A 12,457-nucleotide genomic window follows, 5' to 3' on the forward strand; every position below is an offset into this window, starting at 1 on the left:
AGACCGTGAAGATTTACGAGCAGGGCAAGAAGTACTACGATGCGCTGAAGTCGGTGAACAACCTCGTCAAGGACGCACGCAAGGTGCAGCAGACCATCCTCATGGTGGGCGACATCACGGACATCTACATCAACAACTACCAGAAGATGATGCACGATGACAATTTCTCCGTGGAGGAACTCTCCGCCATCGGCTTCGGCTACACCAAACTGCTGGAGGAAAGCAACGATGTGCTGACAGAACTGAAGAATGTGGTGAACATCACGACCCTTTCCATGACGGACAAGGAGCGAATGGACGTGGTGGAACGCTGCTACTCGAAGATGAAGCGTTACCGCAATCTCGTGAGCTATTATACCAACAAGAACATTTCCGTGAGTTATCTGCGTGCCAAGAAGAAAAACGACCTCGACCGCATTATGGGACTCTACGGCAAGTCAAACGAGAAATACTGGTAGCCTATGGATTTCGAGAATCTTCACCAGATACTGCGCTCCCTGTATGACGAGATGATGCCGCTGTGTTCCGACATGACGGACATCGCCAAGGGACTTGCAGGACTTGGGGCGCTGTTCTATGTCGCCCTGAGGGTTTGGCAGTCACTGTCAAGGGCAGAGCCGATAGATGTATTTCCGCTGCTCCGTCCGTTTGCCATCGGACTTGCCATCATGTTCTTCCCGACCATCGTGCTCGGTACGCTCAACAGCGTGATGAGTCCCATCGTGCAAGGTACACATTCCATGTTGGAGACACAGACCTTCGACATGAATGAATACCGGGCGCAGAAAGACAAACTGGAGTATGAGGCGATGAAACGCAATCCGGAAACTGCATACCTTGTAAGCAACGAGGAGTTTGACAAGCAGCTTGACGAACTCGGCTGGTCACCAGGCGACGTGGTGACAATGGCAGGAATGTATGTGGAGCGTGGCATGTACAGCATGAAAAAGAGCATCCGTGATTTCTTCCGTGAACTGCTGGAGCTGCTGTTCCAAGCCGCTGCACTGGTCATAGACGTGCTGAGGACATTCTTCCTCATTGTCCTGTCCATCCTCGGACCGCTTTGTTTCGCCATATCGGTATGGGACGGATTCCAGTCCACGCTGACGCAATGGTTCTGCAGGTACATACAGATTTATCTCTGGCTACCCGTTTCGGACTTGTTCAGTACCATCCTTGCCAAGATACAGGTGCTGATGCTGCAAAACGACATCGAGGCATTGCAGAACGATCCGAACTTTTCCATTGAGGCAAGCAACGGTGTTTACATCGTTTTCCTCATCATCGGAATCATCGGTTACTTCACCATACCGACCGTGGCGGGATGGATCATACAGGCAGGTGGCGGCATCGGCAACTACAACCGGAACGTGAACACGGCAGGCTCACTGGGCGGAAGCATTGCAGGAGCAACGGCTGGAAATGTGGCAGGACGTGCCGGAAGGCTCATCAAGAGCGGATTTAAGAAAATATAGTCATTCATGAACAATACAACGAAAAGAAAAATGGAATTCAAGTCATTGAAGAATATCGAGACCTCGTTCAGGCAGATACGCCTGTTCTGCATCGTCCTCGTCATCGGTTGCGCTGTTGTCGCAATATGTTCGGTGGTGTTCGCATTCAGATTTGCGGAGAAGCAACGCGAGAAGATATACGTCCTTGATGGAGGCAAGTCGCTGATGCTCGCCCTCTCGCAAGACCTCTCACAGAACAGACCTGCCGAGGCAAGGGAACACGTGAGACGCTTTCATGAGCTGTTCTTTACGCTATCTCCCGAAAAGAGCGCCATCGAGCACAACGTGAAACGAGCCTTGCTGCTGGCAGACAAGAGCGCATACAACTATTACCAGGACTTTGCGGAGAAAGGTTTTTACAACAGACTCATCGCGGGAAACATCAACCAGTCGCTGCAAGTTGACAGCGTGGTCTGTAACTTTGATAACTACCCTTATCAAGCCAAGACCTACGCACGGCAGGTGATACTCCGAGAGAGCAATGTGACGGAGAGAAGTCTTGTCACCGTATGCAGGTTGGTGAACGCCACACGCTCCGACGACAACCCGAATGGTTTTACCATTGAAGGTTTCACCATTGTGGAGAACAGGGACATCAGTACAGTAGAACGATAAAAATAGCAAGAATGGAAAATCCGATAAAGACAATCCAAGAAAAGGTGAATGGTATGAAGGGAAGACTGCGTGACAGGCTGGATTCCCTTCCGCCAAGGGTGAGACTGAAAGTCGTGCTCGTCATGTTCGGCTTGTTTGCCCTCTGTAGCCTTTACATGATAGGTTCAGCCATCATCAACTTTGGAAACGGCAAGACCTCAAATATAGAGGTTGAGCATATTGAGAGTGTAAAGTTGCCCACCGACAAGGGGCAGCAAGTGACCAACCAAAATGAATTGACACATGGAGAAGGAGAAGAATGACAAGGTGGAGCCGGATAAGGCTCCAAAGGAAAAGAAGCCTTTGACAGAGGAACAGCGTATCAAGCGCAACAAGATGATAGCCATACCGTGCATGTGTCTCGTCTGCGCATTGGTGTTATGGCTCATCTTCAAGCCGTCGGCATCAGAGGGTGAGAAAGGCAGCAAGGGATTCAACATGGAAATGCCTGATGCGGAGAAGACTGATGTGGAGGCGGACAAGCGTAAGGCATACTCCAAGGAGGATCTTGCCAACAAGCAAAAGGAAAAAAGCAGAGCAATGAACACTCTTGGTGAGTACATGCCAGGCATTGATTCGACAGCATCCGGTCAAGGCAAGGATTTTGACCTGATGCAGTCTGGGCAGCAGCCAACAAAGGAAGAAAGGAAAGAGGCGGATGCCATCCGCTCGTCTGCCGAGGCATACCAAACCTTGAACACGACCTTGGGCGGTTTCTATGAACAGCCACAGCAAGGGGGAAGCAGCGAAGATGCTGAGTTGAGGAAACGTCTTGACGAGCTGGAGGCAAGCATGATGCAGCAGGAAAACAAGCGTTCCAATATGGACGAGCAAGTCGCCCTTATGGAGAAGTCCTATCAACTTGCGGCAAAGTACATGCCTGGTGGAAATGCCAATGCGGCAAGTCCTTCATCGGCTGAAACAGCAACAGAGGAAAACAAGGAAGCTGTCACCAAGGGCAAGAAAGCCAAGGTTTCCTCTGTAAGGCAAGTGCAAAGGCGTGTGGTCTCGTCTTTGACCCGCCCCATGAGTAACGAGGAGTTTGTCGCCTCTTACTCGGAAAAGGCTTCGGCAAGGTTCAATACCGCCATCGGAAGAGGTGGTGTTTCCGACAAAAACACGATTTCTGCCTGCATCCACGGCAACCAGACCATAACGGACGGACAGGCAGTAAGGTTGAGACTGCTGGAAGCCATGCGTGTCGGCAATAGAGAGATACCACGAAATTCTGTCATTGTCGGAGTGGCACGATTGCAAGGCGAAAGGCTTTCCATAGCCTTGAAGTCCATTGAGCACAACGGCATGATTATCCCGATTGAGCTTGCCGTCTATGACAATGACGGTCAGGAGGGCATCTTCATTCCGAAGTCGATGGAGGTTGACGCAGCCAATGAAGTCGGTGCCAACATGGGAAGCTCGCTGAACAGCAGCATCAACATTTCCTCCAATGCCGGGGCACAGCTTGCCTCCGACTTGGGAAAAGGTGTCATACAAGGCGTGTCGCAGTATATCTCCAAGAAGATGCGTACCGTCAAGATACACCTGAAGGCTGGCTACAGGGTCATGCTCTACCAAGAGGAAGATTAGCCGAAAGGCAACAACATTTATACCACTTAATCCAAAAGTTTAATTAAAAGCAAACCAAAATGAAAAAGACAACAATCATGTTCGCCCTTATGCTGGGCGTAGCCTGCACTGCATCAGCGCAGAAGACAGGCAAGAAAAAAGCGCAGAAGTCTGTAAAGACTGAGCAAGTAAGCAATGTTTCTTCCGACCAGGAAGAGAAGCTGACCTTGACCAAGGAGGTGTATCCGCAGAAGGAAGAGAACAGCAACCTCTATCACGGCTTGACCAAGAAGTTGACCTTCGACCGCATGATTCCACCTCATGGTTTGGAAGTGACTTATGACAAGACGGTTCATATTCTCTTTCCTGCCTCTGTCAAGTACGTTGACTTGGGTTCAGAGGATTTGATAGCTGGCAAGGCGGACGGTGCGGAGAATGTTATCCGTGTAAAAGCAGCCGTGAAGAACTTCAAGAAAGAGACCAATATGAGCGTCATCACGGAGAATGGCTCATTCTACACATTCAATGTGAAGTATGCCAAGGAACCGCTCATGCTCAATATCGAGATGGCTGACTTCATCCATGACGGTGAGGCGGTGAACCGTCCGAACAATGCACAGGAGATTTATCTCAAGGAGTTGGGCAAGGAAAGTCCCATGCTGGTACACCTCATCATGAAGTCCATCCATAAGGAGAACAAGCGCAAGGTGAAGCACATCGGCAGCAAGCGTTTCGGAATCCAGTACCTTTTGAAGGGCATCTATGTACACAGCGACTTGCTGTATTTCCACACAGAAATCAAGAACCAGAGCAACGTGCCGTTTGACGTGGACTATGTCACGTTCAAGGTGGTGGACAAGAAGGTGGCGAAGCGAACCGCCATTCAGGAGCAGGTGCTTCTTCCTGTCCGTGCCTACAACTATGTGGTGCGTGTGGCTGGCAAGAAAACGGAGCAGACGGTGTTCTGCTTGCCGAAATTTACCATTCCCGACGACAAGGAGCTTGTCGTGGAGATGAACGAGAAGGAAGGCGGTCGCCATCAGTCGTTTGTCGTGGAGAACAGCGACTTGGTGCGAGCTTTGACAATCAACGAACTTAGCGTGAAGTAACGGATGAAAAGAAGAAACATTGCAATCATGGCGATGCTTGCCCTCACCGCAGGGCAGGCATTCGCCCAACGATGCCTTCCTCAGATGAAAGGCATCGAGGTGAAGGTCGGCATGGCTGACGGAGTATATAACGGCAAGAAGTCCTGCAAGGCTGGCTATTATGCAGGTCTCGGACTTTCGAGCTATACCAAAGGTGGTGACAAGTGGACGTATGGGGCGGAATATCTGCAAGTACATCAGCCTTACCGTAACACTTCCGTTCCAATAGCACAAATGACGGGCGAGTTCGGTTATTCCTACAACTTCCTTTCCGACAACAGTAAGACGGTGCTGTTCTATATCGGAGGTACGGCACTGGCTGGCTATGAGTCCGTAAACTGGGGCAAGAGAACCATGTCGGACGGAGCGACCTTGCAGAACAAGGGAGCGTTTATCTATGGTGGTGCCGTGGCATTGGAAACGGAAATATACCTGTCGGATGCTATAGCTTTGACCGCTTCCGTTAAGGAAAGGCTTGTTTGGGGCAACAGCACGGGACATTTCCACACGCAGTTTGGCATCGGCATGAAGTTCATCATCAACTAAAACAGTGAGCCTATGGATATCAATGAAATCAAACAAGTGCCTATCGTGGACTTTCTCTATATTCTCGGCATTGAGCCTGTCAAGCACAAGGCTTCGGGACTTTGGTATCATGCGCCATACCGCAACGACCGCAATCCTTCGCTTCGGGTATCAACGGACAAGAATGTCTGGTATGACTATGGCATCGCCAGAGGTGGTGACATCTTCAACCTCGCAGGGGAGTTCATCAACAGCAATGAGTTTGTGGCACAAGCCAAGTTCATATCTGAAACGCTTGGTGGCAGTTTCCCGACATCGTTTCAGCATTATCAAAGAACAGAAGAAAAGGCTGTGAAGGCGAAAGGCAATCCCTTTAGTGATATTGTGGAAAAGGCATTGAGCCATCCTGCACTTCGGCAATACTTGCGTGAGCGTGGCATATCGGCTGACGTGGCGAGCCGTTTCTGCTGTCAGGTGGAATACCGATACAATGGCAAACAGTTCTTTGCTGTCGGTTTCAAGAACAACAGCGATGGCTACGAGATACGCAACCGCTTCTTCAAAGGTTGCGTGTCGCCAAAGGACGTCACTCTCATTGGCAGGAACAGCAACGTCTGCCATCTGTACGAGGGTTTTATGGATTTCCTCTCTGCCGTCATGCTCGGTATAGGTCGTGGTGAGGATCATATTATCCTCAATTCGGTGGCTAATATGCAAAAGGTGCATCATCTTTTAGATGGCTATGCACAAGTGTATTGTCACTTGGACAATGACGAAGCTGGCGAGAATGCCTGTGTCGAACTGCAAAAGCGATATGGCGATAAGTTCATTGACCATTCGCATCTATACACAGGTTACAAGGACTTGAACGAGTACCTGATGAGCCATAAGACAAGAAAGTAACAATCATTCAAAAACATCAAGACAATGAAGAAGAACAATAAAATCAAGAAATCAGTGAGCGTATTGGCATTCCTTTTCGTGTGTGCCGTGTCGGTAATCCTTTCATCGTGCAGCGATGAGCTGGACATTCAGCAGTCGTATCCTTTCAAGGTGGAGACGATGCCTGTGCCAAAGGACATTGTGCGTGGACAGACCGTTGAAATCCGCTGCGAGTTGAAGGCGGAGGGAAAGTTTGACGGCACCATCTATACCATCCGCTATTTTCAGCATGACGGAAAAGGCTCGTTGAGAATGGAGAACGGAACGGTGTTCCAACCAAACGACCGCTATCTGTTGGAGAACGAGAAGTTCCGTCTTTACTATACCTCGGCAAGCACGGAGACACAGACGCTGACAGTGGTGGTGGAGGACAACTTCGGCAAGTCATACGAAGTGGAGTTCAACTTCAACGATACTGATGAGGAGGAAGAGTTTGCGAGAAGTGCCAACAAACTCGGTAGCGTATGAGGTTGATGATATTGTTAGCCTTGCTTCTTGTATCGGGCAGCTTGTCTGCCCAGACGCAAGGGGCGATAAAGCGAGTTCGTCATGTGTCACGTTTTGAGTTGGCTGTCGCCTGCATCAAGAAGTACGAGGGTCTGCACGGACCGAAGCATCATCCTTATGTCGGATATGGGCACAAGCTGTTGCCTGGCGAGCGGTTTTCTCCAAGAATGACGGAACGGCAAGCCGATGCATTGCTGCGCTCTGACCTCAGAAAGCTCTGCGCCATGTTTCGTGACTTCGGTCGTGACTCGCTGCTCTTGGCTGCACTTGCCTACAATGTGGGATGTGGAAAGGTGATGAAAAGCCGGATGTATGCCAAGATGCGAAGTGGCAACAGAAACATCTATCGTGACTATGTGGACTTCAAAAGGTGGAACGGAAAGATAGTGCCTTCCATCGAGCGAAGAAGAAAAATGGAGTATCTGCTCTTGTTTACTCCATAGTATAAGGTTTTATAAAATAGGACAGTCCTTTTGATTGGGGGCTGTCCTTTGTTCTTTGCAAGCATCGCAGATAAGGAAAAGACGGTTTCTTTGCCACTTTCTTTTCCGCTCCTCGGCTCAAGAAAGAAAGTGGCGGAACGAATTTTCATCGCTCCGCCGATATGGATTTCATGTCGTTGCAACCATACGCTGCTCTATAAGTCTTGCATTGCTGTTCACCAAGTTGATGATGTCAGCATGGTGCTCGGTATCCTTATTCTGTAGTCCGTGGCATTGTACGACTTTCATCTGTTCGAGTGAAAACTCCACGGTCTCAACCCTTTGTTCGGCTATTCTTGCAGAGAAGATGATGCAGTCGGGATTGAGTGAATAGTTTGTACCGCTGCCTACGCAATGATGCATCGCCTTGCCCTCAAGAACGTGCTCCCTGACGCTTTCAAGCATTCTCACCACGATATTGCCGTCCGTGAACATCAAACCGAAGAAACGGCTCTTCATTTCCTTGAACTTGTCCTCGTTCTTCAATGCCTTGCGTATCTCCTCCTCGGTACGCTCCTTTTCTTTCTTTGCTCTGATTTTCTCGGATATTCTGTCGTGCTCGGCTTCAAGGTTGTCGGGGCAAATGTAATGTGGACTTCTGATGTCCTTGCCCATTTCTACCAACATACAGATGTAGTCCGCCCATTTGCCGATGTCTGTAATAAGGTAATGGTTGCGGTTGGCTATCTTGTAGGCATTCCAACAAGTTTCCAAGTGCCGTGGGTGGTCTATGAAGTGGCGGACGTGTCCGTAACGACATTGCTTCATCATTGTTTCGATGCGGTGGTCTGTCAGCATCGCCTTGAACAATGTAAGCGGTTCGATGCCGTGAAACGCTCCGTCAAAGCCGTTGCGCCATATCTGAGGAATGACTTTCATATCGGGGCAGACCGGAAATGAAGCAATATGCTGATAGGTGGTGTTGTCCTTGCGCAGTTCAATGTCGGAGTCGTAGCAGAACGTGTCCATATAGATACCCATTGTGCGCTTGCGTGCCATAACCTCCACCTTGCCTTTCTCGTTCATCCAATAGCGTGCCACCTCCCAACAATAAATGTCTGCCTTTTGTCCCTTGCGGTAATAGGCTTTCATCTGAAATGCTCGCATAAGTTGCAGTTCCTTGCGCTCGGTGAGTACACTGAAATAGGTAGAAGACATTGCCTTCTGTCGCTTGGTGCGCTGCACTTCCAACTTTGCCTTACACTTCGGGCAGACACATTTGTCCGCATCCTCGTCCGTAGTCCAAGTGTGTCCGCAGTCCATGCAGGTGGTCTGTCCGTGTTTCAACTGAAAGGCATAGTGGTCAAGGCATTCACGGAATGCCCATTGCATTTGCGCTCCCTTGATAGGTCGTAACCCCTTGTTTGAGGTTACGACTTGCTTCTGATATTTCGTTCTTGGTTTCATAACGTGTCGAATAATGATGGTTGGTGTACTTCTGTTTCCGTTCTCTGTGAGGTGCGCTTGGCGGTATCTCTGTTACGCATCTTGTTCATCTGCTCTTGCTGATATTGGCGGATGGCTTCCTGTCTTGCCTGTGCCTTCTCCTCCTCTGTGAGTTCGATGTGGTGGTTAACAGACACTTGGCAGTTCAATGGTTTTCCTACCTCGATGTCCTTCTCCTCGTAGTAGTGGATGGCTTGCCCATATATCTCGTCATCGCAAAAGCCGTTGCAACCGCTCTTCTGTACCCAATTAAGGATATAGGTGACGCAATCGTCTATGTTCTTGTCGGGGTTGTCATACTTGGCTGCAAAGAGTTCGTCCTCCATAGCACGCTCCTCCAAATAGGATTGTATGGTTCTCTTGAAATATTCTGTAGTGTTCATGTCTGATGTTGTTAAAGGGGTTGTTACTCGTGATAGATGATGTCGCAGTCCTCAACTTCTGTAGGCAGTCCGAAGAACGGATAATGGCTGAAGTAAGGTTCTGTGCACATGTCCTCGTTGTATCTTGGACTTACTATCTCAATATTGTTCTTGCGCATGGCTTCGTCCACCATACGGATTTCCTCGTCTGTCAGTCCGCTTGCATCGCCATTGATGATGTAGCAGAGTGCCCATGTAGGTATCGCTTCAATGCTTCTGTTCATATCGCTTGTACTTTAAAGTGTTAATAACCAAATGAATGTTCCAATCAGTACCACCATAGAAAGAATGGAAATGATGATGCCGAAGATGAACTTCACAATTCCTAATATGACTTCACCGACCATGCAGAGAGCCATATATCCCAACCAAGCCACCAAAGTGATGAGGGTTGAGCCGACTGCGGAGAGTAATCTCCACCAAGTCTGTGTTATGTTGATGTTTGTTGTCATATAGCCTTGAATTAAATTTATTTGCGGTTCCAGGAACTGAAGGGAAGTTCTCGTTTCTTCACCTTTTTGTCGCTCCATTTTCCGACATTTTTTTTTGCGTCTTCCTGTCGCATCGGTCGTTTCGTTTCAGGTGCCTTTCAAGGGCGGCGAGGCTGGAAATACAAGGTTTTTCGGAAAAATACTACCCAACGGTGTGGAGATTTTTTTGAAAACCGAAGGCTCGACCTTTTATTTCCAAAGCCCGCTGCCATACCTTTGCACCTGCACGATAACGGTTGATGCCAAAAGGAAAGACCATGTGGAGGAAAGAAAATCAGAGCGGCAAATGAAAATAGAAACTTCACGGAAGTTTTTGGACTGCACGATTATCGCATACTCATTTCTGAGAAATGGATACAACGTCGTCTTACAAACGTCTTGAAAAATGGAAATCGCATACAAAAATGGCACAGCCATCAGAAAAATTCCGATGAAAGAAGAGTATGGCTTGTCCATGCTTCTTGCATCGGGTTTTCTCCAAGGCTGTGCAGCCAAGCATGAAAGTGGTCGTTGAGGTTTACATCAATGACTTCTTTCTTGCGGTGGAGTATGCAAACAAAATGGTACGGCAAATCAAGGAATGGTGTTTCTTTTGATCGGTTAGCCTGCAACCGACAAAAAGAAACACTTTTCCTCATGCCGTACTACTGAGACATGAAAGGGTGGCGTGCCACTGTTTCATGTCGTTTGGATTGTGCGATAAAAAATGGAACTGCGAGTTGTGGCTATAAAAATCAGCCGTTGTCAGCACGGCAAACAAAGAAAAGTCCTTGGCAGTATAGTCTTGAAGCATTTCAAGGCATACTGTCAAGGATTTTTCTTGCCGTGCCATAGTCGGAGGAAGTTAGTCTGAGGTATGAGGACTGTCTTTCTTCGACGACGGCTGACTTTTATACAAAACACACGAAAGAATGAGAATATGCAAACGAAATAGACAATTCAAAAAACAGGAACCATTGCCACATAAGTTTGAATGGATTGAAATGGAAATAGCAAAGAACAGAGAAGAATATGGTTTAATGAAAACAGATTTATCCAAGCAAAAAATCGAGGATAAAAAATCTTAAAACATTCTTTATCCCCGATTAAATATCGTACCTTTGCAACCGAAAGAGTTCTTTGGATGGTTATGCAAATCACAGCAGGATGCTACATTCTGTTTATTTCTAATTCGTAACCTCTTCTTTTTATGAGATAAAAACTTATCTCATTCTCAATTACTTATAAAAAAAACGTACTTTCATCATTATAAAGTGTCGTTTTCCTATATTTTTATTGTATCTTTGAAAACTCAAATTGCAACTCAATCTGAGATAGAATGGAAACTCAATTTTAACAACTTAATAATGGAGGACTAATTATGAACATCAATTCTGGTATTAAGCAAGCCGTGATTTTAACCATCGGCATCATCATGCTTGGATTTTGTATCAAGTCGGGACTTGAAAGTGTGATTAGTAAAGACCGAAAGGTTGTAGTGAAAGGCCTTGCCGAAAAGGAGGTGGAGGCTGATAAGGTGACGTGGCCTATCGTTTCCAAGGAAATAGGCAATGACCTGCCTGAACTCTATCAAAAAATCAATGCCACCACGAGAACCATCAGAAACTTCCTGGTGGAGAATGGTGTTAAGGCTAATGAAATCAATGTGAATGCGCCTGTGGTCATCGACCTCAATGCTGAACGGTATGGCGAAAACCGACAGGGCTATCGTTATAACATTACTTCCATTATCACGGTTACATCGAAGAATGTGAAACTGGTCCGCAGTATCATTGCCCGTCAGGGTGATCTGCTTCAGAAGGGGGTTGCTATTGTGGATGGTGGTTACGAGAATCCGGTGAAGTATGAGTATGTTGCTTTCCGTCAGATGAAACCTAAGATGATGCAGGAGGCGATAGAGAATGCTGAGCAGACTGCTACCCAGTTTGCTGAGAACAGCAAGAGCAAGATTGATAAAATCATGAATGCCGACCAGGGCCAGTTCTCTATTGAAGACCGCGATTCCAATACCCCATATATTAAAAAGGTAAGGGTTGTTACTACCGTTACTTATTCTTTGAAGGATTAGGAGTAGTGATTATTTATTATTAGTGATTAATTGTAATAAGAGGGTGTGTTATAGCCTCATGGCATACCCTCTCAAATTAAAACAACGAAAAACTATGAAGAAAATTATATTAGCAGCTGTTTTATTTCTACCATTTCTTGTTTCTTGTACACAGAACAGGAAAGCACCTGCTGTTTCTCCTCAAACGACTGTAGGGAAGTCTGAGAAAACTGAAACTGCCAAGGTGCAATATCTCACCACATCTGATTTCAGAAAAAAGATTATGGATTACGAGGCTCATCCGGATGAATGGGTATTCGCCGGTTCCCGTCCTGCCGTCATCGATTTCTACACCACCTGGTGTGGTCCTTGCAAGATGATGGCTCCCGTAGTGGAATCTCTCGCCGAGAAATATGCCGGCAAGATAGATTTCTATAAGGTGGATATCGACCAGGAGTCCGAACTTGCTTCCGTCTTCGGCATCCGCAGCATTCCTACTTTCCTCTTCATCCCAGTGAAAGGCAAACCATCTGTGCAGATGGGTGCTATGCAAAAGGAGGATTTCGAAGAACTGATTGGTAAAATTAAAACAAAATGACAATTTGGTAGCATCTCAAATTTCCATGCCTCTCCTTACCTATATGTAGGTATTTTCGGGCGAATACCTACTTTTAATGATGCCCGAAATTTGGAGATTTGTCAGATAATACCTA

General features: G+C 47.3%; 17 protein-coding genes. 13 read left to right on the top strand and 4 right to left on the bottom strand.

All coding sequences use genetic code 11. The annotated features are described in order from the left end of the window. The 10 genes from RCO84_RS01070 to RCO84_RS01115 all read left to right on the top strand — a co-directional run. Window positions 1-458, top strand: a 458-nt coding sequence (locus tag RCO84_RS01070; RefSeq protein ID WP_317583548.1) for a hypothetical protein, incomplete at its 5' end; no start/stop codon positions are given. A 3-nt stretch (window positions 459-461) separates the two neighbouring features. Further along, window positions 462-1,475, top strand: a complete 1,014-nt coding sequence (gene traJ, locus RCO84_RS01075; protein ID WP_068856391.1) for a conjugative transposon protein TraJ — start codon at window positions 462-464, stop codon at window positions 1,473-1,475. 30 nt (window positions 1,476-1,505) lie between these two features. Beyond that, window positions 1,506-2,129: a conjugative transposon protein TraK gene (gene traK / locus RCO84_RS01080; protein WP_068856390.1), complete on the top strand. Its 624-nt coding sequence runs from the start codon at window positions 1,506-1,508 to the stop codon at window positions 2,127-2,129. Between the two features lie 11 nt (window positions 2,130-2,140). Further along, window positions 2,141-2,431, top strand: a complete 291-nt coding sequence (locus tag RCO84_RS01085) for a TraL conjugative transposon family protein (protein ID WP_287830127.1) — start codon at window positions 2,141-2,143, stop codon at window positions 2,429-2,431. Next, a complete protein-coding gene (traM, locus tag RCO84_RS01090; protein WP_317583551.1) occupies window positions 2,412-3,755 on the top strand; it encodes a conjugative transposon protein TraM in 1,344 nt (447 codons plus the stop codon). Before RCO84_RS01085 ends, traM begins: the two co-directional genes overlap by 20 nt. Window positions 3,756-3,814: 59 nt before the next feature. Continuing rightward, on the top strand, window positions 3,815-4,843 hold the full coding sequence (gene traN, locus RCO84_RS01095; protein ID WP_195204526.1) for a conjugative transposon protein TraN: 1,029 nt from the start codon (window positions 3,815-3,817) through the stop codon (window positions 4,841-4,843). A 3-nt stretch (window positions 4,844-4,846) separates the two neighbouring features. Further along, on the top strand, window positions 4,847-5,428 hold the full coding sequence (locus RCO84_RS01100; RefSeq protein WP_287830124.1) for a conjugal transfer protein TraO: 582 nt from the start codon (window positions 4,847-4,849) through the stop codon (window positions 5,426-5,428). A gap of 12 nt (window positions 5,429-5,440) precedes the next feature. Further along, a complete protein-coding gene (locus RCO84_RS01105; RefSeq protein WP_264906987.1) occupies window positions 5,441-6,310 on the top strand; it encodes a toprim domain-containing protein in 870 nt (289 codons plus the stop codon). Window positions 6,311-6,325: 15 nt separating this feature from the next. Continuing rightward, window positions 6,326-6,817: a DUF3872 domain-containing protein gene (locus tag RCO84_RS01110; RefSeq protein ID WP_373690147.1), complete on the top strand. Its 492-nt coding sequence runs from the start codon at window positions 6,326-6,328 to the stop codon at window positions 6,815-6,817. Then, window positions 6,814-7,299, top strand: coding sequence for a lysozyme (locus tag RCO84_RS01115; protein WP_264906991.1), 486 nt, complete (start codon window positions 6,814-6,816; stop codon window positions 7,297-7,299). The genes RCO84_RS01110 and RCO84_RS01115 overlap by 4 nt, the downstream gene beginning before the upstream one ends. 168 nt (window positions 7,300-7,467) lie before the next feature. On the opposite strand, the gene RCO84_RS01120 is transcribed toward RCO84_RS01115, so the two are convergent. The 4 genes from RCO84_RS01120 to RCO84_RS01135 are packed head-to-tail and all read right to left on the bottom strand — an operon-like array spanning window position 7,468 to window position 9,658. After that, complete coding sequence (locus RCO84_RS01120) at window positions 7,468-8,745, bottom strand: PcfJ domain-containing protein (protein ID WP_317583556.1); 1,278 nt, start codon at window positions 8,743-8,745, stop codon at window positions 7,468-7,470. Beyond that, a complete protein-coding gene (locus tag RCO84_RS01125; protein WP_317583558.1) occupies window positions 8,742-9,167 on the bottom strand; it encodes a PcfK-like family protein in 426 nt (141 codons plus the stop codon). The genes RCO84_RS01120 and RCO84_RS01125 overlap by 4 nt, the downstream gene beginning before the upstream one ends. 23 nt (window positions 9,168-9,190) lie before the next feature. Continuing rightward, window positions 9,191-9,430 carry a DUF6926 domain-containing protein gene (locus RCO84_RS01130; protein ID WP_022159259.1) on the bottom strand — a complete coding sequence of 80 codons (240 nt, stop codon included), beginning with the start codon at window positions 9,428-9,430 and terminating at the stop codon, window positions 9,191-9,193. 12 nt (window positions 9,431-9,442) lie between these two features. Continuing rightward, complete coding sequence (locus RCO84_RS01135) at window positions 9,443-9,658, bottom strand: hypothetical protein (RefSeq protein WP_005823733.1); 216 nt, start codon at window positions 9,656-9,658, stop codon at window positions 9,443-9,445. A gap of 424 nt (window positions 9,659-10,082) precedes the next feature. Between RCO84_RS01135 and RCO84_RS01140 the strand changes: the two genes are divergently transcribed. The 3 genes from RCO84_RS01140 to trxA all read left to right on the top strand — a co-directional run bounded on the left by RCO84_RS01140 (window position 10,083) and on the right by trxA (window position 12,342). Then, a complete protein-coding gene (locus RCO84_RS01140; RefSeq protein WP_264911349.1) occupies window positions 10,083-10,211 on the top strand; it encodes a hypothetical protein in 129 nt (42 codons plus the stop codon). A gap of 846 nt (window positions 10,212-11,057) precedes the next feature. Further along, window positions 11,058-11,765, top strand: a complete 708-nt coding sequence (locus RCO84_RS01145) for an SIMPL domain-containing protein (protein ID WP_118154522.1) — start codon at window positions 11,058-11,060, stop codon at window positions 11,763-11,765. A 94-nt stretch (window positions 11,766-11,859) separates the two neighbouring features. Further along, entirely contained in the window at window positions 11,860-12,342 is a 483-nt protein-coding gene (trxA, locus tag RCO84_RS01150) for a thioredoxin (RefSeq protein WP_317583560.1), read from the top strand. Window positions 12,343-12,457 lie beyond the last annotated feature (115 nt).

The sequence above is a fragment of the Segatella copri genome (assembly GCF_949820605.1).
Taxonomy (GTDB): domain Bacteria; phylum Bacteroidota; class Bacteroidia; order Bacteroidales; family Bacteroidaceae; genus Prevotella.